Source organism: Clostridium nigeriense, from assembly GCF_050585265.1.
In the GTDB taxonomy this organism is placed as follows: Bacteria; Bacillota; Clostridia; order Clostridiales; family Clostridiaceae; genus Clostridium; species Clostridium nigeriense_B.
The window spans coordinates 21,408-46,707 of the sequence record NZ_JBNOOE010000010.1; the positions used below are offsets into that span (position 1 = coordinate 21,408).

Genomic DNA, 25,300 nt, shown 5'->3' on the forward strand with positions numbered 1-25,300 from the left:
GTAGAATCCGATTTTCAGAGAGAAAATTCATAGGCTGTAAGATTTTCGATAGGATTTGAACCAGCTTTGGAGTTGTAGGAAAAAACTATCGGTTTAATATCGTTAAAATTATTAAAGTACAAATTTAGGTGGTACCGCGATACAAGTTCGCCCTAAGCAATTGGGGTGGGCTTTTTTTATTTAAAAAAATATTTACGAAAGATGATGAAAATATTTTTATGAAGCTATATAAGAATATTATATTCAAGCGATGTACTACTAGTTATAAAATATATATAAAAGTAATAGGAGGAAGCAAAAATGAAAATGTCTAATATGTTAATATCAACATTAAGAGAGGTTCCAGCAGAAGCAGAAATTAATAGTCATAAGTTAATGTTAAGAGCTGGAATGATTAGAAAAATGGCATCAGGTATATATAATTATATGCCATTAGGTTTAAGAGTTTTAAAAAAGGTAGAAGATATAGTTAGAGAAGAAATGAATAATGCAGGAGCTCAAGAGTTTTTAGCTTCAGCAGTATTACCAGCAGAATTATGGCAAGAATCAGGTAGATGGGATGTTTACGGAGAAGAAATGTTTAGACTTAAGGATAGAAATAATAGAGATTTCTGTCTAGGACCTACTCATGAAGAAGTATTTACTGATATAGCTAGAAATGAAATTAAATCATATAAGCAACTTCCAGTAAATCTTTATCAAATTCAGACTAAGTATAGAGATGAAAGAAGACCAAGATTTGGAGTTATGAGATCTAGGGAATTTATAATGAAAGATGCGTATAGCTTTGATAAGGATCAAGAAGGGTTAGATGTATCATATAATAAGATGCATGAAGCTTATATAAAAATATTTAATAGATGTGGAATAGATGCAAAATGCGTTGAAGCAGATTCAGGAGCAATCGGTGGTTCAAATTCTGCTGAGTTTATGGTTAAATCAGAAGTAGGAGAAGACGATGTGGTTTTCTGTACATCTTGTGATTATGCTGCTAATATAGAAAAAGCACCTTCTACTGTTGAAAAAGGTGAGATTGAAGATTTAAAAGAATTAATTAAAGCTGAAACTCCAAATACGAGAACTATTGAGGAGTTAGTAAAGTTCTTTAATACGACTGAAAAGAAATTTGCAAAAACTTTAATATACAATGCTGATGGAAAAATAGTAGCAGTAATGGTTAGAGGTGACAGAGAAGTAAACGAAGTTAAGGTATCTAATGCTTTAGGTGGAATAGTTAATTTAAATATGGCTACACCAGAAGAAGTTTTAAAGGCTACTAATGCACAAGTTGGCTTTGCGGGCCCTATAAATATAAAAGTGGATACTTTATTAGTTGATGAAGAAGTTGCAAATATGTATAATTTTATAGTAGGAGCAAATGAAACTGGGTATCATATTGAAAATGTAAACTATGGAAGAGATTTTGAAGGTGTAGTTGGTGATTATAGAAATATTACTAAAGGAGAAAAGTGTCCAGTTTGTGGAGAAAAAGTAACTATAGCAAGGGGAACCGAAGTAGGCCATATCTTTAAACTTGGAACTAAATACTCTGAAGCTATGAAGGCAACATTCATAGATGAAAATGGCAAAGAAAGGCCGTTTATGATGGGATGTTATGGAATAGGAGTAACTAGAACTATGGCATCTATAATAGAACAACACAATGATGAAAATGGAATAGTTTGGCCTTTAGCAGTAGCTCCATATCATGTAAATGTAATACCAGTAAATATTAAAGACGAAGAGCAAATGAAAATTGCTAATAATATTTATGAAGAGTTGAAATCTATTGGAATAGATGTAGTATTAGATGATAGAAATGAAAGAGCAGGAGTTAAATTTAAAGACTCAGAACTTATAGGGATTCCAATGAGAGTTACTGTAGGTAAGAAGATTTCAGAAGGTGAAGTTGAGTTTAAAATTAGAACAGCTGAAATGGAAAATATAAAAATAGAAGAAGTAGTTAATAGGGTAAAGGAAGAATTTAAGAAAAACAAATTATCTGTTAGATAGGAGGTAATTAAATGAAAATTTATAATAGCTTAACGAGAAAAAAAGAGGAGTTTGTGCCACTTACTCCAGGTGAAGTTAAGATGTATGTTTGTGGGCCTACTGTTTATAATTACTTTCATATTGGAAATGGTAGAACATTTATAGTTTTTGATACGATTAGAAGATATTTTGAATATAGAGGATACAAGGTTAAATTTATTCAAAATTTTACAGACATAGATGATAAGATGATAAAGAAAGCTAATGAGGAAGGCACAACAGTTGCATGCATTGGTGATAGATATATAGATGAGTATTATAAGGATGCAGATGGATTAAATATTAAAAGAGCATCTATTAATCCAAGGGCTACTGAATTTATAAACGATATTATAGATTTTGTTGAGGGCTTAATTGAAAAAGGATATGCTTACGAAGTAGATGGAGATGTTTATTTTAGAACTAAAAGATTTAGTGGTTATGGAAAGTTAATAAAACAAAGTCTAGAAGATCTTCAATCAGGTGCAAGAATAAATGTTGATGAAAGAAAGGAAGATCCAATGGATTTTGCTTTATGGAAGTCGCAGAAGCCAGGAGAACCTGCTTGGATAAGTCCATGGGGCTTAGGAAGACCAGGATGGCATATAGAATGCTCATGTATGGCAAAAAAACTACTTGGTGAAACTATAGATATTCACGCAGGTGGAATGGATTTAGCTTTCCCACATCATGAAAATGAGATAGCTCAAAGTGAAGCTCTAACAGGAAAAACTTTTGCTAGGTATTGGATGCATTCAGCATATTTAAATGTTAATAATCAAAAGATGTCTAAGTCTTTAAATAATTTCTTAACTGCAAGAGATGCTCTTGAAAAATATGATGCAGATGTAATTAGATTTTTAATGTTATCTGCTCACTATAGAGTACAATTAAATTTTAGCGATGATTTACTAGAATCTGCTAAGGCGTCAGTAGAAAGATTATATAATGCTATTTCAAATTTAGAAAATTTAATTGAAGAAGTTAAAAAAGAAAAGATGGATGAATCAGAAGAAAAGTATCTAAATTCATTAGATTCTTACAGACAAAAATATATAGAGAAGATGGATGATGATTTTAATACAGCTGATGCAATTACGGCTATATTTGATCTTATAAAGGATATTAATACAAACATTTCTATAGAATCATCTAAAGAACTTTGTGAAAAGACACTAGAGTTAATAAGAGAGCTTGGAAATCCATTAGGTATTCTTCAAAAGTCAACTAAGGGTAGATTAGAAGAGGAAATAGAAAGACTAATTGAAGAAAGACAACAAGCAAGAAAAGATAGAAATTTTGCTTTAGCCGATAAAATAAGAGATGATTTAAAAGCAAGAAATATAGTTTTAGAAGATACACCTCAAGGTGTTAGATGGAAAAAAATAAATTAATATAAAGGCTGCAAAATGCAGCCTTTATTTAAAGGAGAGAAAGTATGTTAGAGGATTTAAGAATTAGAGAATTTAGTAGAGAAGAAGCTAGGCAATTAAATCCTTTGCAGTTAGCGTTAATAGGAGATGGTGTATTTGAAGTGTATATAAGAAATTACATTCTTTCAAATAATACACAACTATCTGCACATAAAATTCATGTAAAGGCTATTAGTTATGTTAAAGCAAAAAGTCAATCTAATATAATGCATATAATAGAAGAAGAGTTAATGGAAGATGAACTGTATATCTATAAAAGAGGAAGAAATACTAAGTCAGCTACAGTACCTAAAAATGCAAATGTTATAGATTATAGGAATGCAACTGGTTTTGAAGCATTACTTGGTTATTTGTACTTGACGGGAAATAAGGAAAGACTATTTAATATATTAGAAAAATCTACTGAAATACAGGTAACATAACTTGTAAAAAGTATATAATAGAGATGAGGAGTGATTAAGATGACTAAAGGAACAAGAGAAGCTAGAATGAGAGCTAGAATGGAAAGACAAATGTTTGAAGATAGTCAGAATAAGCCTAAAAAACAGTTTTCTAAAGGAAATAAAAGACAATTAGATAATAGAGATAATTCTTTTGAAATAAATGAAGCTGAAACTAGAGAAGATTTAATCATAGGCAGAAATGCAGTAATGGAAGTTCTTAAAAGTGATAGGACTATAGAATCTGTATATATTGCCAATGGACACATGGAAGGTTCTATAAAGGTAATAATAAATATAGCAAGAGAAAAAGGTCTAGTTTTAAAAGAAGTAGATAGAAAAAAACTAGATGCTATGAGTGGAGGAACTAATCACCAAGGAGTAATAGCTCAAGTTACACCATATAAGTATTGTGAAATAGCAGATATGCTAAATTTAGCTAAGAAAAAAGGCGAAGATCCATTCATAGTTATATTAGATGAAATAGAAGATCCTCATAATCTAGGGTCTATAATAAGAACTGCTGAATTATGTGGTGTTCATGGTATTATTATACCAAAGAGAAGAAATGTTGGTATAACATCTACAGTTTATAAATGTTCAGTAGGAGCTATTGAACATATGAAGATAGCAAAGGTAACAAATATAAATGCTGCTATAGATGAATTAAAAAAAGAAGGCCTTTGGATATATGGAGCAGATATAGCTGGAGATGAATATAGCTATGAGGTTAATTTCGGAGGACCATGTGCTATGGTTATAGGAAGTGAAGGAAGAGGAATATCTAAGCTTACTTTAAAAAAATGCGATAAGTTAGTTAAAATACCTATGGTAGGTAAAATAAATTCTTTAAATGCTTCGGTTGCAGGTGGTATAATGATGTATGAAATATTGAAGGGAAGACTAGCAAAATAGTCATCTCGTAAGAGGTACCATGTGAAAATAATATTTGTTGATGGGTATAATGTTATAAATAGTTGGCCTAATCTAAAGGCTCAAAAAGATTATAGTTTTGATGGATCTAGGCAAAGTTTAATAGATAGTTTACATAATTACTCTGTTTATGAGGGATGTAAAATTATAATCGTTTTTGATGCACATAAGGTAAATGGAAGCATTGAAAAGAAGGAAGATATAAATAATAATATAAGTATAGTTTTTACTAAGGATGGAGAAACGGCTGACTCATATATAGAGAGAGAAGTTAATAACATAGGTAGAAGATTTGAAGTCTATGTTGTGACATCGGATTGGCTTGAGCAACAAACTATTTTTCAAAGAGGAGCAGTTAGAATGTCCTCCATTGAATTTTACAATGAAGTTCTTGATACACAAAATAGAATAAAAAGAAAAACATTAAAAAATACTAATATATCAAATAAAAATAATTTATTTGACAATATAGATGATGATGTTTTGAAAAAGTTAGAAGCTATGAGACGTAGTAAATAATATATGTACTTATTTATAGTATGGGCTTAAAAAAAGGGGGGGATATATAGTGGAAAGTATTAGAATGGAAGAAACTTTATATGTTGAATTCCAAAATAAATCGGATGAGGAAGTGGTTGATGAGGCTAAAAGAGGAAGCAGCAGAGCTCAAGAATACTTAATTTCAAAGTATGAAAATTTTGTAAAGGCTAAATCTAAATCGTATTTTCTTATTGGAGCAGATAAGGAAGATATTTATCAAGAGGGAATGATAGGTTTATATAAAGCTATACGAGATTTTAAAGCTGATAGATTAACCAGCTTTAAGGCTTTTGCGGAAATTTGTATAACTAGGCAAATAATAACGGCTATAAAAACAGCTACTAGACAAAAGCATATCCCCCTAAACACATATATATCTTTAAACAAACCAATTTATGAGGAAGAGTCGGATAGAACTTTAATTGATGTATTATCTGAATTTAAGATAACAGACCCTGAGGAACTTATAATAGGAAAAGAACAAATAAAACATATTGAAGGAGAAATGGCTAAAGTACTTTCTGACTTGGAAATGGAAGTTCTTCAATCTTATTTAGATGGAAAGTCATATCAGGAAATTGCTTGTGATTTAGATAGGCAAGCGAAGTCTATAGATAATGCACTTCAAAGAGTTAAGAGAAAACTTGAAAAATGTCTTTATAGCGAAAAATAAGTCAATAAATTCATATTGACAAATTTTTTGAACAATAGTAAACTTTATAATTGGTATATTAAAATGTAAACTAAAAAAGATGGAAATGCTCATGTAGCTCAGTAGGCAGAGCGTCGCCTTGGTAAGGCGGAGGTCGTCGGTTCAATCCCGATCATGAGCTCCAATATAGTTGAGTGCTCACTAATTGCGATTATTGTAATTTTAGGTTGCTTTGATCTTTGTGTGGGCTCAATATATCAACAAAAAAACTAGAAAACGCTAGGCAAAGTTTATTACAAAGATTAAAGGAGGATTTTACAATGGCAAAGCAAAAATTCGAAAGAAGTAAACCACACGTAAATATTGGAACAATCGGTCACGTTGACCACGGTAAGACAACTTTAACAGCTGCTATCACAACAGTATTAGCAAACAGAGGATTAGCAGAATCATTCAAATATGATGAAATTGATAAGGCTCCAGAAGAAAAAGAAAGAGGAATCACAATCAACACAGCTCACGTTGAATATCAAACAGACAACAGACACTATGCACACGTTGACTGTCCAGGACACGCTGACTATGTTAAGAACATGATTACAGGAGCAGCACAAATGGATGGAGCTATCTTAGTTGTATCAGCAGCAGATGGTCCAATGCCACAAACAAGAGAACACATCCTACTAGCATCAAGAGTTGGAGTTGACTACATAGTAGTATTCTTAAACAAAGCAGATATGGTAGATGATGAAGAATTATTAGAATTAGTAGAAATGGAAGTTAGAGAATTATTATCAGAATACAACTTCCCAGGTGATGATATTCCAATAATTAAGGGATCAGCATTACAAGCTTTAGAAAACCCAACAGATGAAAAAGCAATCGCACCAATCCTAGAATTAATGGATGCTGTAGATAGCTACATCCCAACACCAGAAAGAGCAACAGATAAGCCATTCTTAATGCCAGTAGAAGACGTATTTACAATCACTGGTAGAGGAACAGTTGCTACAGGAAGAGTTGAAAGAGGAGTTCTTCACGTAGGAGACGAAGTAGAAATCGTTGGATTATCAGAAGAAAGCAGAAAAGTAGTAGTAACAGGAATAGAAATGTTCAGAAAGTTACTAGACGAAGCGCAAGCTGGAGATAATATCGGAGCTCTTTTAAGAGGTGTTCAAAGAACAGACATCGAAAGAGGTCAAGTATTAGCAAAAACTGGATCTGTTAAACCACACAACAAGTTCGTAGGTCAAGTATACGTACTTAAGAAAGAAGAAGGTGGAAGACATACTCCATTCTTCGATGGATACAGACCACAATTCTACTTCAGAACAACAGACGTTACTGGATCAATCAAATTACCAGAAGGAATGGAAATGGTTATGCCAGGAGACCACATCGATATGAACGTTGAATTAATCACAAGAGTTGCTATGGACGAAGGATTAAGATTCGCGATCAGAGAAGGTGGAAGAACTGTAGGTTCAGGAGTTGTTACTAGCATAATAGAATAGTAATAATTAAATTATATAATGCATTGGGTTGGGTTTCATTACCTAGCCCAATGCAAGGTTTATATATTGACATAATACATGTTTTGTGATAATGTGTTTAAGTAATTAACGAAAACAAATTAACATAAAGTAGTAGATTTTTATATTATTTACGGTAAACTGGAGGTGCAGACTGTGAGAGTAAAGGTAACTTTAGCATGCACAGAGTGTAAGCAAAGAAATTACAATTCAATGAAAAATAAGAAAAATGACCCAGACAGATTAGAAATGCATAAATACTGCAAGTTCTGTAAAAAGCATACAACTCATAAAGAAACTAAGTAATTAGCTGATATAGTGTTGACATATACTCACAAAGATTAAGGATGTGAAGTAATGGCTGTTAAGGAAAATGTGAATTTAACTAAAAAATCACCAAGTAATGGTGGTGTATTCAAATTTTTTAGAGAGGTAAAAGCAGAAGTTAAAAGAATAACTTGGCCTTCTAAAAATGAAACTAAAAAAGCGTTAATTGCAGTTGGCGTAGTTGTACTAATATATCTTATATTAGTAGGTGGGTTAGATTATATTTTTCAAAACCTCTTTGGATTCTTTTTAAAACTAAAATAAAAGGAGGTTTAGGCGGGTGATCGCCTATAAGAAAATATGAGCGAAAGAGCAAGATGGTATGTTGTACACACATACTCAGGCTACGAAAACAAAGTTAAAGCAAATCTTGAAAAAACCATTGAAAATAGAAATCTTCAAAGCTTACTTCAAGACATTCAAGTGCCTATGGAGGAAGTTGTAGAAGAAAAAGATGGGAAACAAAAGATTTCTCTAAAAAAGAAGTTTCCTGGATATGTGTTAGTAAAAATGCTAATGACTGATGAGTCATGGTATGTGGTTAGAAACACTAGGGGTGTAACAGGTTTTGTTGGCCCAGCTTCTAAACCAGTTCCCCTAACAGATGAAGAAATTGAGTCTATGGGAGTTAATGAAGCTCCAGTAGAAATTGATTTAGAAGTAGGGGAAAGTGTAAGAGTTATCTCTGGTCCACTAAGAGAATTTGTGGCTATAATACAAGAGATAAATCTAGAAAAACGCAAAATTAAAGCGTTAATTGATATGTTTGGTAGAGAAACTCTAACTGAACTAGAATTTACACAAGTTGAAAAATTAGTTTAATATAAACTAATCTTTTAATAAGGTGGGAGGACATAAGTCCGTATTACCACAGTATAGGAGGAATATTAACATGGCTAAGAAAGTAACAGGGATGATTAAACTTCAACTTCCTGCAGGTAAGGCGACACCAGCACCACCAGTAGGACCAGCATTAGGTCAACATGGTGTTAACATTATGGGATTCTGTAAGGAGTTCAATGCAAAGACTGCTAACCAAGCTGGATTAATAATACCAGTTGTTATAACAGTTTACCAAGATAGATCTTTTAGTTTTATACTAAAAACTCCACCAGCAGCAGTTCTTATAAAGAAGGAATTAGGAATCGAAAGTGGTTCAGGAGTTCCGAATAGAACTAAAGTTGGTAAAATAACAAAAGAACAAGTTAGAAAAATTGCTGAGTTAAAGATGCCTGACTTAAATGCAGCAAACATCGAAACTGCTATGAGCATGATCGAAGGTACTGCAAGAAGTATGGGAGTAACTGTTGAAGAGTAATTCGTAAAAAAGTGGGAGGTAAAAACCGTTAACACCACAAAGGAGGCAAATTATGGGAAAGAATTATATTGAAAGCGCAAAATTAATAGATAAGAGTGCATTATACACTCCATCTGAAGCTTTAGATTTAGCTGTTAAGACAGCTAAGGCAAAGTTCGATGAAACTATAGAATTACATGTTAGATTAGGGGTAGACCCAAGACATGCTGATCAACAAGTTAGAGGAGCAGTTGTTCTTCCAAATGGAACAGGTAGAACTGTAAGAGTTTTAGTGTTCGCTAAGGGAGAAAAAGCTAAAGAAGCTCAAGAAGCTGGTGCAGATTTCGTTGGAGCAGAAGAATTAGTTCAAAAGATCCAAGCTGAAAATTGGTTTGACTACGATGTAGTTGTAGCTACACCAGATATGATGGGTGTTGTTGGTAGAATCGGTAGAGTTTTAGGACCTAAAGGATTAATGCCAAACCCAAAATCAGGAACAGTAACATTTGACGTTGCTAAGGCAATAGCTGAAATTAAGGCTGGTAAGGTAGAGTATAGAGTTGATAAAACTGCTATAGTTCACTGCCCAATCGGAAAAAAATCTTTTGGAACTGAAAAGTTACAAGAAAACTTCCGTGCATTAATGGATGCTTTAGTAAAAGCTAAACCAGCAGCTGCTAAGGGACAATACATTAAATCAGTATCTGTTTCTAGCACAATGGGACCAGGAGCAAAAGTTAACCCAACAAAAGTTTTAGATTAGTATTGACAGAAAAAAGATTATATAATATAATCTTAAATGTTGTTAAAAAGAATACTGATTCCAAAGACAGTAGGTGCCGAAAGGTTTAAATGATTGCCTACCGAGGAATACCAAGGTAAGTAATTATTTATTGGTCTTCCTATGTCTATGGGAAGGCCTTTCTTAATATAAATTTGCAGTTAAAAAACTGTGAGGAGGTGGACACACAGTAATGAACAAGAATAGACAAATTAAAGAAGCTAAAGTAGCTGAAATTAAAGAAAAGTTAGAAAAAGCTCAAGGAGTTGTTCTAGCAAACTATCAAGGTTTAACAGTTGAAGAAGATACAGCTTTAAGAAGAAGCTTAAGAGAAGCAGGTGTTGAATACAAGGTTTATAAAAACAACCTAGTAGTATTAGCTGCTAACGAATTAGGGATTCAAGGTCTAGATGAATATTTAGAAGGACCAGTTTCTATAGCATTTGGATATGAAGATGCTACTGCTCCAGCAAGAGTATTACATACATTTGCTAAGGATCACAAGAAATTAGAATTAAAAGCTGGTATGGTAGACGGTGCTGTATATAACAAAGCAGAAGTTGAAAAGCTTGCTACAATACCATCAAAGGAAGTTCTTATTGCAAAACTTCTTGGAAGCTTCAAGGCTCCATTATCAAACCTTGCATATTTATTAAATGCAATTAAAGAAAAAAAAGAATCAGAGTCAGCTGAATAATAACTGATAAAAATTTTGGAGGTGCAATTAAAATGACAAGAGAAGATATAATTCAAGCTATAAAAGAAATGACTGTTTTAGAATTAAACGAGCTAGTTACAGCTTGTGAAGAAGAATTTGGTGTAAGTGCTGCTGCTCCAGTAGCAGTTGCAGGAGCTGTTGCAGGTGGTGCTGCAGCTGCAGAAGAAAAAACTGAATTTGACGTAGTATTAGCTAACGCTGGTGCTCAAAAGATAAAAGTAATCAAAGTAGTTAGAGAATTAACTGGTTTAGGATTAAAGGAAGCTAAGGAAATAGTTGACGGAGCTCCTAAGACATTAAAAGAAGGCGTTTCTAAAGAAGAAGCTGAAGACATGAAAGCTAAATTAGCTGAAGTTGGAGCTGAAGTAGAAGTTAAGTAATTAACTTTAAATTTAAAAAGGTGCTGTAAAGGCACCTTTTTAATTGTCTAAATAAAACTATATAAAATATGAAATTGCTGGGATACTTTATATAGTTTTATATAAAAAACATTTAAAAAATAGATTTACATAAGTTATACAATAAAATAATTGACATTGAAAGAAGAATATGATAGTATCATTAAATGTACTATTCATTATGGGTAGGTATATATTCATATGAAAAAAATGTATAATAGCTTAAAAGCTGGTTATACTAATTAGTGATGTTGTCCGAAAACATAAAGTCCTTAGGGAAAGTGTGTTTTTGGTTATTTTAGTTTTATACAAGGGGTGAAAATTCATGGTACATCCTGTCCAAGTCGGAAAAAGAACTAGAATGAGTTTTGGTAAAGTTAAAGATGTAACAGAAATGCCAAATCTTATTGAGGTACAATTAGATTCATATCAGTGGTTTTTAAAGGAAGGTCTTCATGAAGTATTTGATGACATTAATCCTATTACAAATTTCACAGGCAATCTTGTTCTTGAATTTGTAGATTATAAACTTGATATGGATAATATTAAGTATTCAGTGGAGGAGTGTAAAGAGAGAGATTCTACTTATGCTGCACCACTAAAGGTTTCTGTAAGGTTACAAAATAATGAAACTGGAGAAATCAAAGAACAAGAAGTATTTATGGGTGATTTTCCACTAATGACTGAACAAGGAACTTTCATCATTAATGGTGCTGAAAGAGTAATTGTAAGTCAGCTAGTAAGATCGCCAGGAGTTTATTACAGTTTTAATATTGATAAAACTGGTAAAAGATTATACTCATCTACAGTTATTCCAAATAGAGGAGCATGGTTAGAATATGAAACTGATTCTAACGATATTATCTATGTAAGAATAGATAAAACGAGAAAACTTCCAATTTCTATATTAGCTAGAGCTATGGGATTTGGAAATGATCAAGAGCTTTTAGACTATTTTGGTGAAGATGAGAGATTTAAAGCTACAATAGAAAAAGATAATACAAAGACTAAAGAAGAAGCCTTATTAGAAATATACAAAAGGCTAAGACCAGGTGAACCACCTACAGTTGATAGTGCTATATCTCTTATTGATTCATTATTCTTTGATGCAAAGAGATATGATTTATCAAGAGTTGGTAGATATAAGTTTAATAAAAAATTAGCATTAAATTTAAGATTAGTCAATCAAATTGCTGCTACTGATATAGTTAACCCTGAAACAGGTGAAATTATGGTAGAGCAAGGGAAGAAAATCAGCAGAAGTATTGCTGAAGAAATCCAAAGCGTAGGTATTAACTCAGTTGATATTTTAGTTGAAGATAAGGTAGTTAGAGTAATTGGTAATCATTTTGTTGATATAAAGAAGTTTGTATCTTTTGATATAGAAGACTTAAATATCAAGGAATATGTTCATTATCCAATATTAAAAGAAATATTAGATAACTACGATGATGAAGAAACTATAAAAGAAGAAATTAAGAAAAATATAAATAGACTTATTCCTAAACATATAATTAAAGATGATATATTTGCAACTATAAGCTATGAATTAGGATTACCTTATGGCGTAGGATATGTAGATGATATAGATCATCTTGGTAATAGAAGATTAAGATCAGTTGGAGAGTTACTACAAAATCAATTTAGAATTGGTTTATCAAGAATGGAAAGAGTAGTTAAGGAAAGAATGACTATTCAAGACCAAGAAGCTATAACTCCTCAAATGTTAATTAACATAAGACCAGTTGCAGCTGCTATTAAAGAATTCTTTGGTAGTTCTCAATTGTCACAATTCATGGACCAAACAAATCCACTTTCAGAGTTAACTCATAAGAGAAGATTATCAGCTTTAGGACCAGGAGGACTTTCAAGAGAAAGAGCTGGTTTTGAAGTTAGAGACGTTCACCACTCACATTATGGTAGAATGTGTCCTATCGAGACTCCGGAAGGACCAAACATAGGTCTTATTAACTCTTTAGCTACTTATGCAAAAGTTAATGAGTATGGATTTATTGAGACTCCATATAGAGTTATTGATAAAGAAAAAGGAATAATAACTGACGAAATAAGATACTTTACAGCAGATGAAGAAGACCAATATCTTGTAGCACACGCTAAGGAGCCAATTGGTGAGGATAGAAAGTTTGTTGATAGTAGAGTTACTGTTAGAAACAAACATGACATTATAGTTGTTAATGCTGAAGAAGTTGATTTAATCGACGTATCCCCAAGACAAATTGTATCTGTAGCAACGGCTATGATACCATTCCTTGAAAATGATGATGCTTCGAGAGCACTTATGGGATCAAACATGCAACGTCAAGCAGTTCCACTATTAAAGCCACAAGCACCAATAGTAGGTACTGGTATAGAATTTAAAGCAGCAGTAGACTCAGGAGTTCTTCCAAAGGCTAAGAATGCTGGTAAAGTTGTTTATGTTAGCTCTAATGAAATAAGAGTAAAGAGAGATGTAGACGGCGGAATAGATACTTATAAACTTCTTAAATTTAAGAGAAGTAACCAAGGTACATGTATAAACCAAAGACCTTTAGTAGATAAGGGTGAAATAGTGTTTAAAAACCAAGTGTTAGCTGACGGTCCGTCAACTGATTTAGGTGAAATAGCACTTGGTAAGAATATAAGAATGGGCTTCATTACTTGGGAAGGTTATAACTACGAAGATGCTATGCTTATTTCTGAAGAACTAGTTAGAGAAGATGTATTTACTTCAATACATATTGAAGAATATGAATGTGAAGCTAGAGATACGAAACTAGGACCTGAAGAAATAACAAGAGATATTCCTAATGTAAGTGAAGATGCATTAAAAGATATAGACGACAGAGGTATTATTAGAATAGGTGCTGAAGTTAGATCAGGAGATATTCTTGTAGGTAAAGTTACACCTAAAGGAGAAACTGAATTAACTGCAGAAGAAAGACTATTAAGAGCTATATTCGGTGAAAAGGCTAGAGAAGTAAGGGATACTTCATTAAGAGTTCCTCATGGAGAAGCTGGTATTATCGTTGATGTTAAAGTGTTTACTAGAGAAAATGGGGATGAATTAAACCCAGGAGTAAATGAACTAGTAAGATGTTATATAGCTCAAAAGAGAAAGATATCTGTTGGAGATAAGATGGCCGGACGTCACGGTAACAAAGGGGTTATATCGAGAGTTCTTCCAGAAGAAGATATGCCATTCTTACCAGACGGAAGACCACTACAAATATGCTTAAATCCATTAGGGGTTCCATCACGTATGAACATCGGTCAGGTACTAGAAGTTCACTTGGGATGGGCAGCAAGTCAATTAGGATGGCATATAGCTACTCCTGTATTTGATGGTGCTACAGAAAAAGATATTGAAGAATGTCTAGAAAAAGCAGGTTACAATGCAAATGGTAAAACTGTACTATATGATGGTAGAACAGGCGAAGCATTTGATAATGAAGTAACTGTTGGTATAATGTATATCTTAAAGCTAGCTCACTTAGTTGACGATAAGATTCACGCAAGATCAACAGGACCATACTCATTAGTAACTCAACAACCACTTGGTGGTAAGGCACAATTTGGTGGTCAAAGATTTGGAGAAATGGAAGTTTGGGCATTAGAAGCATATGGTGCAGCTCATACACTACAAGAAATATTAACTGTTAAATCAGATGATGTTGTAGGTAGAGTTAAGACATATGAAGCTATAGTTAAAGGTGAAAATATACCAGAACCTGGAGTTCCAGAATCATTTAAGGTTCTTATTAAAGAACTTCAAGCTTTATGTTTAGACGTTAAAGTTTTAAATGAAGATAACCAAGAAGTGAAACTTAAAGAGTTTGCTGAAGAAGATATGGAAGATTTAGAAGTTAACATCGAAGGAACAGAAGATGTTGTTTCAGAAGATGTAAATATAGATGATAGTTATACAATTTCAGAGGACGAAGTTGAGGAAGAGGTTGAGTTTGATAACTTTGCATTAGAAGGATTCCATGAAGAAGACTTAGAACTTGATGATTTTGTAAATGATGAACATTAAATTTGAAGGGAGGATATACCCTTGTTTGAATTGAATAATTTTGATGCTATACAAATAGGCTTAGCTTCACCAGATCAAATAAGAGAATGGTCAAGAGGAGAAGTTAAGAAACCAGAAACAATAAACTATAGAACCTTAAAACCAGAAAGAGATGGTTTATTCTGTGAAAGAATATTTGGACCTATTAAAGATTGGGAATGTCACTGCGGTAAGTATAAGAGAGTAAGATATAAGGGCATAGTTTGTGACAGATGTGGAGTTGAGGTTACTAAGGCTAAGGTAAGAAGAGAAAGAATGGGGCATATTGAACTTGCTGCCCCAGTTTCTCACATTTGGTACTTTAAAGGAATTCCATCAAGAATGGGATTACTTTTAGATATGTCACCAAGAGCTTTAGAAAAAATATTATACTTTGCTTCATATGTTGTAATAGATCCTAAAGAAACACCATTATTAAAGAAACAACTTCTTAATGAAAAAGAATATAGAGAAGCTGTTGATAAATATGGTGAAGAAAGCTTTGTATGCGGAATGGGAGCTGAATCAGTTCAAGAGTTACTTGGAGAAATTGATTTAGAAGCTCAAGCAAGAGATCTTAAAGAAGAATTAAAAGTAAGCACTGGACAAAAAAAAGTAAGAATCATAAGAAGATTAGAAGTGGTAGAATCTTTCAGAAAATCAGGTAACGATCCAAGATGGATGGTTATTAATGTAATTCCAGTAATTCCTCCTGATTTAAGACCTATGGTTCAATTAGATGGAGGAAGATTTGCAACTTCTGATTTAAATGATTTATACAGAAGAGTTATAAACAGAAATAACAGATTAAAGAAGTTATTAGATTTAGGTGCACCTGACATTATTGTTAGAAATGAAAAGAGAATGCTTCAAGAAGCTGTAGATGCACTTATAGATAATGGTAGAAGAGGAAGACCAGTAACAGGACCTGGAAATAGACCACTTAAGTCATTATCAGATATGCTTAAAGGTAAGCAAGGTAGATTTAGACAAAACTTACTTGGTAAGAGAGTTGACTACTCTGGTAGATCAGTTATAGTTGTTGGACCAGAGTTAAAGATGTACCAATGTGGACTTCCAAAAGAAATGGCTTTAGAATTATTTAAACCATTTGTTATGAAAAAGCTTGTTGAAGATGGTGTAGCTCATAATATTAAGAGTGCTAAAAGAATGGTTGAAAGAGTAAATAATCAAGTATGGGATGTACTTGAAGAAGTTATTACTGATCATCCAGTACTATTAAACCGTGCCCCTACTCTACATAGACTAGGAATTCAAGCTTTCCAACCAGTTTTAGTAGAAGGTAGAGCAATAAAACTACATCCATTAGTATGTACAGCTTACAATGCTGACTTCGATGGTGACCAAATGGCGGTTCACGTTCCATTATCAGTTGAAGCGCAAGCAGAAGCTAGATTCTTAATGCTAGCAGCAGGAAATATAATGAAGCCTTCAGATGGAAAACCAGTTTGTGTACCTACACAAGATATGGTTCTAGGATCATACTATTTAACTATGGATAAGACTGGAGCAAAAGGTGAAGGCAAGATATTTGCTTCTAAAGATGAAGCTATTATGGCTTATGAAGTAGGAGAAATAGCTATACATGCTGAAATAAAAGTAAGAATGTATAGAGAAGTAAATGGAGAAAAGAAATCAGGAATTATTACTACTACAGTTGGTAAGATAATATTCAATGAATCTATTCCTCAAGATTTAGGCTTTGTTAATAGAAATAACAAAGATGAAGAATTTAACTTAGAAGTTGACTTCCTAATAACTAAAAAGACATTAGGAAAATTAATAGATAAATGTTATACAGTTCATGGACCAACTAATACATCTATAATGTTAGATAAAATAAAAGCTTTAGGATATCATTATTCATCAATTGGAGCCGTAACAGTTGCTGCTTCAGATATGATAGTACCAGAAGCTAAATATAGACTTCTAAAAGAAGCTGATGAAACAGTTGATAAAATAGAAAAGATGTATAAAAGAGGTTTCATATCAGAAGAAGAAAGATATGAAAGAGTTATAGAGAAGTGGACTAAAACAACAGAAGATGTTGCTGATGCACTTATGGATAGCTTGGATAAATTCAATCCGATATTCATGATGGCTGACTCAGGAGCCAGAGGTTCTAAGTCTCAAATTAAGCAATTAGCTGGTATGAGAGGACTTATGGCGAGTCCAACTGGTAAGATTATAGAATTACCAATCAGAGCATCATTTAGAGAAGGGCTTGAAGTATTAGAATACTTTATTTCTACTCACGGAGCTAGAAAAGGTAATGCTGATACAGCTCTTAAGACAGCTGACTCAGGATACCTAACAAGAAGACTTGTTGATGTATCACAAGATGTTATCGTAAGAGAAATTGATTGTGGAACTACAGAAGGTATTTATGTTTCAGAAATTAAAGAAGGTAATGAAGCTATCGAAGGATTAGCTGAAAGACTTTACGGTAGATATACAGCTGAACAAGTAATAAATCCAGAAACTGGAGAAGTTATGGTTGAAGCAGATCAATATATGGATTTAGATACTGCAGAAAGAGTTGCAGCATCTGGAATCGAAAAAGTTAAGATAAGATCTGTATTTACATGTAAATGTAAAGTTGGTGTATGTTCTAAATGTTATGGTATGAACATGGCAACAGCACAAAAGATTAATATAGGTGAAGCAGTTGGTATTATAGCAGCTCAATCAATCGGAGAGCCTGGTACTCAGCTTACAATGAGAACATTCCACACAGGTGGAGTTGTTGGAGCCGATATTACACAAGGGCTTCCAAGAGTTGAAGAGTTATTTGAAGCTAGAAAACCAAAAGGATTAGCTATAGTAAGTGAAATAGCAGGTACAGTTAGAATTGAAGAAACTAAGAAGAAGAGAACTGTATTTGTTACAGCTGGAGATGGAGAAGAACGTAGTTACGAAATACCATTTGGTTCAAGGTTAAAAGTAACAGATGATAGCTTTATAGAAGCTGGGGATGAAATTACTGAAGGTTCAGTAAATCCACACGATATTGCAGCTATTAAAGGTATAGATGGAGCTAGAAAATACTTACTATCAGAAGTTCAAAAAGTTTATAGACTTCAAGGTGTTGATATTAATGATAAGCACTTGGAAGTAGTTGTTAGACAAATGACTAGAAAAGTTAAAGTTTTAGATTCAGGTGATACTGATCTATTACCAGGAACTATGATAGATATGTTTGACTTTGAAGAAGAAAATACAAGAGTAAGAGAGTTTGGTGGAGAAGAAGCTAAAGGAGAGCAAGCGTTACTTGGTATAACTAAAGCAGCTTTAGCAACTGATAGTTTCTTATCAGCGGCATCATTCCAAGAAACTACAAGAGTTCTTACTGAAGCAGCAATCAAAGGAAAGATAGATCCATTAGTAGGATTGAAAGAAAATGTTATTATTGGTAAGTTAATACCAGCAGGTACTGGAATGATGAGATACAGAAATGTAAAGCTAGATGTAGAGGATGTTCCAGTCAATAATGAAGTAATAGAATCAATTGAATAATACAGCGCAATTTTATTGACATGTGTATGCGAAAATGATAAAATACGAATTGTATGATTTTGAGATATACTACAATATAATTGCTTACATGGATTCATGGAGGCAAAGTCATGAGCTATGCCTCTATGAACTTTTATAAATGAAATCAGTTCTTTATAAATAATATAATTAAATAGAAAACAATATATAATATTTATAAAAATGATAAAATAATTGTTTGTGTATAGCTTAGAAATAAGATAATTAATTTATTAAAAACGATAGATTTAACATAGGGATTTAAATGTAAAAAAAACTTTGTTAATTCGTAAAAATGCTTTTATCTTAAATTTTAGATATATAGATAAAAAAATTTCAGGAGGTGAAAAAATGCCAACTATTAGCCAATTAGTAAGAAAAGGCAGAAAAACTGTTATCAACAAGTCAACAGCACCAGCACTTAATGAGTGTCCACAAAGAAGAGGGGTTTGTACAGTTGTAAAAACAACTACTCCTAAGAAGCCTAACTCAGCGTTAAGAAAAATCGCAAGAGTAAGACTAACAAATGGATTCGAAGTAACTGCATATATTGGTGGTGTAGGACACAACTTACAAGAGCACAGTGTTGTTCTTATAAGAGGTGGTAGAGTTAAGGACCTTCCTGGTGTTAGATACCATATCGTAAGAGGAGCACTTGACTGTGCAGGAGTAGCTAACAGAATGCAAGGAAGATCAAAGTACGGTGCTAAGAAGCCAAAGGCAAAGAAGTAGTTTAAACTATAAACTACAGTAGTGCTTATCTTCAGCATTTACATAGATTTATAAATTAAGTTTATATAGATGAAGAGGCGAAGCACTTTACGGCAATGTTAATTGCAGAGTACCAATGAACTTAAATTTATTATGTTAAGGAGGGAAGAAAAGTGCCAAGAAAAGGACATATCGCAAAAAGAGATGTATTACCAGATCCAATATACAATTCAAAGGTTGTTACTAAATTAGTAAATAACGTTATGGAAGACGGTAAAAAAGGAGTAGCTCAAAAAATATGCTACGAAGCGTTTGAAATAGTGGCGCAAAAAACAGGCAAAGATGCTTTAGAAGTATTTGAAGAAGCAATGAATAATGTAATGCCTTTATTAGAAGTTAAAGCTAGAAGAATAGGTGGTGCTAACTACCAAGTTCCAATAGAAGTTAGACCTGAAAGAAGACAGACTTTAGGTTTAAGATGGCTTTTAGATGCTTCAAGAAAAAGAGGCGAAAAGGTAATGGCTCAAAGATTAGCTGGAGAATTAATGGATGCAGCTAATAACACAGGAGCAGCTGTTAAGAAGAGAGAAGATACTCATAAGATGGCTGAAGCAAACAAAGCATTTGCTCATTACAGATACTAATAAATACAAACTGTTTTGGACTTTTACCAAAACAGTTTTGTCGAATTTAAAATTACTCGTTGAGAGGAGGAAATACAGATGGCAAGAAAATATCCGTTAGATAAATTCCGTAACTTTGGAATAATGGCTCATATAGATGCTGGTAAGACTACAACTACTGAGCGTATATTATTCTATACTGGAAGAAGTCATAAAATAGGAGAAGTTCACGAAGGTGCAGCTACAATGGACTGGATGGTTCAAGAGCAAGAAAGAGGTATAACAATTACTTCTGCTGCTACTACTTGTGAATGGAGAGGTCACGAATTAAATATAATAGATACTCCAGGTCACGTAGACTTTACGGTTGAAGTTGAAAGATCATTAAGAGTACTTGATGGAGCTGTTACAGTTCTAGATGCAAAGAGTGGGGTTGAACCACAAACTGAAACTGTTTGGAGACAGGCAGATAAATACGGTGTACCAAGAATGATATACGTTAATAAGATGGATGCTACAGGAGCAGACTTCTTTAGATGTATAAACACTGTAAGAGATAGATTAAAGGCTAATGCTGTTCCAATACAAATTCCGGTTGGATCAGAAGATCAATTTAAAGGAATGGTAGACTTAATAACTAATAAAGCTATTATGTTCTACGATGATCTTGGAAAAGATGTTAGATATGAAGAAATACCAGCAGATTTAGCTGATCAAGCAGAAGAATATAGAATGGCTATGTTAGAAGCTATCGCTGAAACTGATGAAGAGTTAATGGAAAAATACCTTGAAGGTGAAGAATTAACTGAAGAAGAAATAATGACTGCTTTAAGAAAAGCTACTATAGCTAATGAAGTAGTTCCATGTATTTGTGGATCATCTTATAAAAACAAAGGTGTTCAACAAATGATTGATGGGGTTGTTGCATTCTTACCATCACCATTAGATATTCCTGCTATTAAGGGAACTACTTTAGAAGGTGAAGAAGAGACAAGAGAATCTTCAGATGAAGCTCCAATGTCAGCTTTAGCATTTAAGATAGCTACTGATCCATTCGTTGGAAAACTTGCTTTCACAAGAATTTACTCAGGTGTTATGCAAAGCGGAACATATGTATTAAATTCTACTAAGGGCAAGAAAGAAAGAATCGGAAGACTTGTTAAAATGCATGCTAACCACAGAGAAGAGGTTGAAGCATTAGAAGCAGGTGAATTAGGAGCAATTATAGGATTAAAGAATACAACTACAGGGGACACTCTTTGTGTAGAAAATGATCCAATAATATTAGAATCAATGGAATTCCCAGAACCAGTTATATCTGTAGCTATCGAGCCAAAGACAAAAGCTGGTCAAGAAAAGATGGGATTAGCATTAGCTAAGTTAGCTGAAGAAGATCCAACATTTAGAACTCACACAGACCAAGAAACAGGCCAAACAATTATAGCAGGTATGGGAGAACTTCACTTAGAAATCATAGTTGATAGATTAACTAGAGAATTCAAAGTTGAATGTAACGTTGGAGCTCCTCAAGTTGCTTACAAAGAAACAATTAGAAAGGCTGTTAAGGCTGAAGCTAAATATGCTAAGCAATCAGGTGGTAAAGGACAATACGGTCACTGTGTTATCGAAATGGAACCAACTGAAGGAGAATATACATTTGAAAATGCTATTGTTGGGGGAGCTATTCCAAAGGAATATATTCCAGCTATAGACAATGGTATTCAAGAAGCTGCTAAAAATGGTATAATAGCAGGATATGAGACTATTAACTTCAAAGTTAAATTAGTTCATGGATCATACCACGAAGTTGACTCATCTGAAATGGCATTCAAAATTGCAGGATCTATGGCATTTAAAAATGCAATGACTAAAGCAGATCCAGTATTACTTGAGCCAGTAGAAAAGGTTGAAGTTACAGTACCAGAAGAATACATGGGAGATGTAATGGGAGATCTTAACTCAAGAAGAGGAAGAATTGAAGGTATGGAAGCTATAAATGGAGCTCAAATAATAAGAGCATTCGTTCCACTTTCAGAAATGTTTGGATACGCAACTACTTTAAGATCAAGAACTCAAGGTAGAGGTACTTACTCAATGGTATTCGATCACTTCGAAGAAGTGCCAAAGAGCATTCAAGAAAAAATTAAAAGCGAAAGAAACTAATTCGCTTTAGTTATAAATTTTAGTAATGTTGCTAATAATTTAATTATAAGTAACATTACTAAAGATAAATTTAGTATATTAATACTAGAGGAAAATTCATATAAGTATAGAAAAATGGAACTAAATTAGATATAATAACTAAGAAGGTTCATATTATTTAATTTCCATAAAGGAGGATTTTACAATGGCAAAGCAAAAATTCGAAAGAAGTAAACCACACGTAAACATTGGAACAATCGGTCACGTTGACCACGGTAAGACAACTTTAACAGCTGCTATCACAACAGTATTAGCAAACAGAGGATTAGCAGAATCATTCAAATATGATGAAATTGATAAGGCTCCAGAAGAAAAAGAAAGAGGAATCACAATCAACACAGCTCACGTTGAATATCAAACAGACAACAGACACTATGCACACGTTGACTGTCCAGGACACGCTGACTATGTTAAGAACATGATTACAGGAGCAGCACAAATGGATGGAGCTATCTTAGTTGTATCAGCAGCAGATGGTCCAATGCCACAAACAAGAGAACACATCCTACTAGCATCAAGAGTTGGAGTTGACTACATAGTAGTATTCTTAAACAAAGCAGATATGGTAGATGATGAAGAATTATTAGAATTAGTAGAAATGGAAGTTAGAGAATTATTATCAGAATACAACTTCCCAGGTGATGATATTCCAATAATTAAGGGATCAGCATTACAAGCTTTAGAAAACCCAACAGATGAAAAAGCAATCGCACCAATCCTAGAATTAATGGATGCTGTAGATAGCTACATCCCAACACCAGAAAGAGCAACAGATAAGCCATTCTTAATGCCAGTAGAAGACGTATTTACAATCACTGGTAGAGGAACAGTTGCTACAGGAAGAGTTGAAAGAGGAGTTCTTCACGTAGGAGACGAAGTAGAAATCGTTGGATTATCAGAAGAAAGCAGAAAAGTAGTAGTAACAGGAATAGAAATGTTCAGAAAGTTACTAGACGAAGCGCAAGCTGGAGATAATATCGGAGCTCTTTTAAGAGGTGTTCAAAGAACAGACATCGAAAGAGGTCAAGTATTAGCAAAAACTGGATCTGTTAAACCACACAACAAGTTCGTAGGTCAAGTATACGTACTTAAGAAAGAAGAAGGTGGAAGACATACTCCATTCTTCGATGGATACAGACCACAATTCTACTTCAGAACAACAGACGTTACTGGATCAATCAAATTACCAGAAGGAATGGAAATGGTTATGCCAGGAGACCACATCGATATGAACGTTGAATTAATCACAAGAGTTGCTATGGACGAAGGATTAAGATTCGCGATCAGAGAAGGTGGAAGAACTGTAGGTTCAGGAGTTGTTACTAGCATAATAGAATAGTAATAATTACTATATAAGTAAATTAATACTTTAATTAATAAATAGAAAATTGTGATCACATTTAGAGAGTAAGGGGACGCTTTTACTCTCTTTTCTTTTTAGGGTATATACGAATTATAAAAATGTTATCATGTGAATAAACTTTTATGATTTTTTTATTTAGTTCAGAAGTGATTCTATTAAGTTTGAGATGACTTTGATAAAATGTAACGGGATAAGCAAAATGAATATAGAAAAAACTTATTTATTAAAGTTTAAATTAAAAAAATATAAAAATTTAAATATTTGTAAATGATTAATATATTGAATTTAGTTAAGAATAATAAATGATATAGAAATATCAGAAAAATTTACTAAAAAAAATATATTGATAAATAAAAGAAACACATATAGAATATATTTGCTAACGAAATTATGTGATAGAATTAATAAAAAATATGCTTTGAAATTTATTAAAAAAAGGTTAAAAAACTCTTGAAAAGCCTATGTAAACATAGTATAATGTAGGAGTTGTATAGCAAACAGCGATGAGTCAGGAGGTTGCCGGACTTCCGGGTTAATTCCTGATGAGTATGTTAGGATCTAGAATCCAACGACAGGGGTTTTGTAAAATACTGTTTCAAAGTAGGAAACACCAGGAACAGTTTATAGAACATCCGCTGTTGTGCGTTAGAAGTAAAGCGTACATGAAAAGGAGGGAAACCAAGATGTCAAAACAAAAAATAAGAATCAGATTAAAAGCTTTTGATCACAATATTTTAGATCAATCAGCTGAAAAAATTGTTGAAACAGCAAAATCAACAGGAGCTAAGGTTGCAGGTCCAGTACCACTACCAACTGAAAAAGATGTTGTTACTATATTAAGAGCTGTTCACAAATACAAAGATTCAAGAGAGCAATTCGAAATCAGAACACACAAGAGATTAATCGATATAGTTAACCCATCACCAAAGACAGTTGATGCGTTAATGAGATTAAACTTACCAGCTGGTGTTGATATCGAAATTAAGCTATAATTAATACTTATTAAATAAACAGTTTGAACTATTATGATTGTCTAACAATCCGCTAATATGTTTAGGAGGTGTAAATACATGAAAAAAGCTATATTAGGAAAGAAAATCGGAATGACTCAAATTTTTGATGTTAACGGAAAAGTTGTTCCTGTAACAGTAGTAGAAGCTGGCCCATGTGTTGTTGTTCAAAAGAAAACTATCGAAAAAGATGGTTATGAAGCAATACAAGTTGGTTTTGGAGACGTAAGAGAGAAATTAGTTAATAAGCCAAAGAAGGGACACTATGCTAAGGCTGGGGTTTCACTAAAGAGAAGATTAAAAGAATTCAGATTAGAAGATTGTTCAGCTTATGAAGTTGGTCAAGAAATTAAGGCTGATTTATTTGAAGTTGGAGAAAAGGTAGATGTATCTGGAGTTTCTAAAGGTAAGGGATTCCAAGGTGTTATCAAGAGATGGAATGCTAATAGAGGACCAATGAGTCACGGTTCTAAATTCCACAGAGCAGTAGGTTCTATGGGAGCTTCATCAGATCCATCAAGAACTTTCAAAAACAAGAATATGCCAGGACATATGGGTGCTGTTAACACAACAGTATTAAACTTAGAAGTAGTTAAGGTTATAGCTGAAAAGAACTTAATACTAATCAAGGGTGGTATCCCAGGACCTAACAAGGGTACAGTAGTAATAAGAAACGCAGTTAAAGCTTAATTTCTGTAGAAAG

22 protein-coding genes, 1 tRNA gene and 1 other annotated feature are annotated in these 25,300 nt (G+C 33.2%); all 23 genes read left to right on the forward strand.

All coding sequences use genetic code 11. The features are described 5' to 3' along the window. Positions 1-300 precede the first annotated feature (300 nt). The 23 genes from ACQPVP_RS10425 to rplC all read left to right on the forward strand — a co-directional run bounded on the left by ACQPVP_RS10425 (position 301) and on the right by rplC (position 25,287). The gene (locus ACQPVP_RS10425) at positions 301-2,013 is read left to right on the forward strand and encodes a proline--tRNA ligase (protein ID WP_430849742.1); all 1,713 of its coding nucleotides are present in this window, start codon (positions 301-303) and stop codon (positions 2,011-2,013) included. A gap of 11 nt (positions 2,014-2,024) precedes the next feature. Then, positions 2,025-3,425 (forward strand): cysteine--tRNA ligase, encoded by a 1,401-nt coding sequence (gene cysS, locus ACQPVP_RS10430; RefSeq protein ID WP_430849744.1) that lies wholly within the window; start codon positions 2,025-2,027, stop codon positions 3,423-3,425. A 44-nt stretch (positions 3,426-3,469) separates the two neighbouring features. Then, positions 3,470-3,886 (forward strand): Mini-ribonuclease 3, encoded by a 417-nt coding sequence (locus ACQPVP_RS10435; RefSeq protein WP_430849746.1) that lies wholly within the window; start codon positions 3,470-3,472, stop codon positions 3,884-3,886. 39 nt (positions 3,887-3,925) lie between these two features. Beyond that, positions 3,926-4,819: a 23S rRNA (guanosine(2251)-2'-O)-methyltransferase RlmB gene (rlmB, locus tag ACQPVP_RS10440; RefSeq protein WP_430849748.1), complete on the forward strand. Its 894-nt coding sequence runs from the start codon at positions 3,926-3,928 to the stop codon at positions 4,817-4,819. Positions 4,820-4,840: 21 nt separating this feature from the next. After that, positions 4,841-5,356, forward strand: a complete 516-nt coding sequence (locus ACQPVP_RS10445; protein ID WP_430849750.1) for an NYN domain-containing protein — start codon at positions 4,841-4,843, stop codon at positions 5,354-5,356. Between the two features lie 64 nt (positions 5,357-5,420). Then, the gene (sigH, locus tag ACQPVP_RS10450; protein WP_430849898.1) at positions 5,421-6,050 is read left to right on the forward strand and encodes an RNA polymerase sporulation sigma factor SigH; all 630 of its coding nucleotides are present in this window, start codon (positions 5,421-5,423) and stop codon (positions 6,048-6,050) included. Between the two features lie 87 nt (positions 6,051-6,137). Continuing rightward, positions 6,138-6,213 (forward strand) — tRNA-Thr (locus ACQPVP_RS10455). A 136-nt stretch (positions 6,214-6,349) separates the two neighbouring features. Further along, complete coding sequence (gene tuf, locus ACQPVP_RS10460) at positions 6,350-7,543, forward strand: elongation factor Tu (RefSeq protein ID WP_430849752.1); 1,194 nt, start codon at positions 6,350-6,352, stop codon at positions 7,541-7,543. Between the two features lie 174 nt (positions 7,544-7,717). After that, the gene (gene rpmG / locus ACQPVP_RS10465; RefSeq protein ID WP_430843143.1) at positions 7,718-7,867 is read left to right on the forward strand and encodes a 50S ribosomal protein L33; all 150 of its coding nucleotides are present in this window, start codon (positions 7,718-7,720) and stop codon (positions 7,865-7,867) included. Between the two features lie 51 nt (positions 7,868-7,918). Then, a complete protein-coding gene (gene secE, locus ACQPVP_RS10470; RefSeq protein WP_430843141.1) occupies positions 7,919-8,152 on the forward strand; it encodes a preprotein translocase subunit SecE in 234 nt (77 codons plus the stop codon). 36 nt (positions 8,153-8,188) lie between these two features. Further along, a complete protein-coding gene (gene nusG / locus ACQPVP_RS10475; RefSeq protein WP_430849754.1) occupies positions 8,189-8,710 on the forward strand; it encodes a transcription termination/antitermination protein NusG in 522 nt (173 codons plus the stop codon). Positions 8,711-8,780: 70 nt separating this feature from the next. Further along, positions 8,781-9,206: a 50S ribosomal protein L11 gene (rplK, locus tag ACQPVP_RS10480; protein WP_430843137.1), complete on the forward strand. Its 426-nt coding sequence runs from the start codon at positions 8,781-8,783 to the stop codon at positions 9,204-9,206. A 52-nt stretch (positions 9,207-9,258) separates the two neighbouring features. Continuing rightward, the gene (gene rplA, locus ACQPVP_RS10485) at positions 9,259-9,948 is read left to right on the forward strand and encodes a 50S ribosomal protein L1 (RefSeq protein WP_430849756.1); all 690 of its coding nucleotides are present in this window, start codon (positions 9,259-9,261) and stop codon (positions 9,946-9,948) included. A gap of 42 nt (positions 9,949-9,990) precedes the next feature. Continuing rightward, positions 9,991-10,121 (forward strand) — a sequence feature (ribosomal protein L10 leader region). 38 nt (positions 10,122-10,159) lie between these two features. Beyond that, positions 10,160-10,663 carry a 50S ribosomal protein L10 gene (gene rplJ, locus ACQPVP_RS10490; protein WP_430849758.1) on the forward strand — a complete coding sequence of 168 codons (504 nt, stop codon included), beginning with the start codon at positions 10,160-10,162 and terminating at the stop codon, positions 10,661-10,663. A gap of 32 nt (positions 10,664-10,695) precedes the next feature. Then, positions 10,696-11,064, forward strand: coding sequence for a 50S ribosomal protein L7/L12 (gene rplL, locus ACQPVP_RS10495; RefSeq protein ID WP_066889828.1), 369 nt, complete (start codon positions 10,696-10,698; stop codon positions 11,062-11,064). Positions 11,065-11,407: 343 nt separating this feature from the next. Beyond that, positions 11,408-15,115 carry a DNA-directed RNA polymerase subunit beta gene (gene rpoB, locus ACQPVP_RS10500; protein ID WP_430849760.1) on the forward strand — a complete coding sequence of 1,236 codons (3,708 nt, stop codon included), beginning with the start codon at positions 11,408-11,410 and terminating at the stop codon, positions 15,113-15,115. A gap of 21 nt (positions 15,116-15,136) precedes the next feature. Further along, entirely contained in the window at positions 15,137-18,670 is a 3,534-nt protein-coding gene (gene rpoC / locus ACQPVP_RS10505; protein WP_430849762.1) for a DNA-directed RNA polymerase subunit beta', read from the forward strand. 369 nt (positions 18,671-19,039) lie between these two features. Beyond that, on the forward strand, positions 19,040-19,420 hold the full coding sequence (rpsL, locus tag ACQPVP_RS10510) for a 30S ribosomal protein S12 (RefSeq protein ID WP_008681201.1): 381 nt from the start codon (positions 19,040-19,042) through the stop codon (positions 19,418-19,420). A gap of 152 nt (positions 19,421-19,572) precedes the next feature. Continuing rightward, entirely contained in the window at positions 19,573-20,043 is a 471-nt protein-coding gene (rpsG, locus tag ACQPVP_RS10515; RefSeq protein ID WP_066889835.1) for a 30S ribosomal protein S7, read from the forward strand. A 78-nt stretch (positions 20,044-20,121) separates the two neighbouring features. After that, on the forward strand, positions 20,122-22,185 hold the full coding sequence (gene fusA / locus ACQPVP_RS10520) for an elongation factor G (protein ID WP_430849764.1): 2,064 nt from the start codon (positions 20,122-20,124) through the stop codon (positions 22,183-22,185). A gap of 184 nt (positions 22,186-22,369) precedes the next feature. After that, the gene (gene tuf, locus ACQPVP_RS10525) at positions 22,370-23,563 is read left to right on the forward strand and encodes an elongation factor Tu (RefSeq protein WP_430849752.1); all 1,194 of its coding nucleotides are present in this window, start codon (positions 22,370-22,372) and stop codon (positions 23,561-23,563) included. 707 nt (positions 23,564-24,270) lie between these two features. After that, complete coding sequence (rpsJ, locus tag ACQPVP_RS10530) at positions 24,271-24,579, forward strand: 30S ribosomal protein S10 (protein WP_008681195.1); 309 nt, start codon at positions 24,271-24,273, stop codon at positions 24,577-24,579. A gap of 78 nt (positions 24,580-24,657) precedes the next feature. Continuing rightward, the gene (gene rplC, locus ACQPVP_RS10535) at positions 24,658-25,287 is read left to right on the forward strand and encodes a 50S ribosomal protein L3 (protein ID WP_430849766.1); all 630 of its coding nucleotides are present in this window, start codon (positions 24,658-24,660) and stop codon (positions 25,285-25,287) included. Positions 25,288-25,300 lie beyond the last annotated feature (13 nt).

Bases quoted from the DNA above. Each gene is read 5' to 3' on its own strand.
- ACQPVP_RS10425 (WP_430849742.1), top strand. From the start codon at position 301: ATGAAAATGTCTAATATGTTAATATCAACATTAAGAGAGGTTCCAGCA.
- cysS (WP_430849744.1), top strand. From the start codon at position 2,025: ATGAAAATTTATAATAGCTTAACGAGAAAAAAAGAGGAGTTTGTGCCA.
- ACQPVP_RS10435 (WP_430849746.1), top strand. From the start codon at position 3,470: ATGTTAGAGGATTTAAGAATTAGAGAATTTAGTAGAGAAGAAGCTAGG.
- rlmB (WP_430849748.1), top strand. From the start codon at position 3,926: ATGACTAAAGGAACAAGAGAAGCTAGAATGAGAGCTAGAATGGAAAGA.
- sigH (WP_430849898.1), top strand. From the start codon at position 5,421: ATGGAAGAAACTTTATATGTTGAATTCCAAAATAAATCGGATGAGGAA.
- tuf (WP_430849752.1), top strand. From the start codon at position 6,350: ATGGCAAAGCAAAAATTCGAAAGAAGTAAACCACACGTAAATATTGGA.
- secE (WP_430843141.1), top strand. From the start codon at position 7,919: ATGGCTGTTAAGGAAAATGTGAATTTAACTAAAAAATCACCAAGTAAT.
- nusG (WP_430849754.1), top strand. From the start codon at position 8,189: ATGAGCGAAAGAGCAAGATGGTATGTTGTACACACATACTCAGGCTAC.
- rplK (WP_430843137.1), top strand. From the start codon at position 8,781: ATGGCTAAGAAAGTAACAGGGATGATTAAACTTCAACTTCCTGCAGGT.
- rplA (WP_430849756.1), top strand. From the start codon at position 9,259: ATGGGAAAGAATTATATTGAAAGCGCAAAATTAATAGATAAGAGTGCA.
- rplJ (WP_430849758.1), top strand. From the start codon at position 10,160: ATGAACAAGAATAGACAAATTAAAGAAGCTAAAGTAGCTGAAATTAAA.
- rplL (WP_066889828.1), top strand. From the start codon at position 10,696: ATGACAAGAGAAGATATAATTCAAGCTATAAAAGAAATGACTGTTTTA.
- rpoB (WP_430849760.1), top strand. From the start codon at position 11,408: ATGGTACATCCTGTCCAAGTCGGAAAAAGAACTAGAATGAGTTTTGGT.
- rpsL (WP_008681201.1), top strand. From the start codon at position 19,040: ATGCCAACTATTAGCCAATTAGTAAGAAAAGGCAGAAAAACTGTTATC.
- fusA (WP_430849764.1), top strand. From the start codon at position 20,122: ATGGCAAGAAAATATCCGTTAGATAAATTCCGTAACTTTGGAATAATG.
- tuf (WP_430849752.1), top strand. From the start codon at position 22,370: ATGGCAAAGCAAAAATTCGAAAGAAGTAAACCACACGTAAACATTGGA.
- rpsJ (WP_008681195.1), top strand. From the start codon at position 24,271: ATGTCAAAACAAAAAATAAGAATCAGATTAAAAGCTTTTGATCACAAT.
- rplC (WP_430849766.1), top strand. From the start codon at position 24,658: ATGAAAAAAGCTATATTAGGAAAGAAAATCGGAATGACTCAAATTTTT.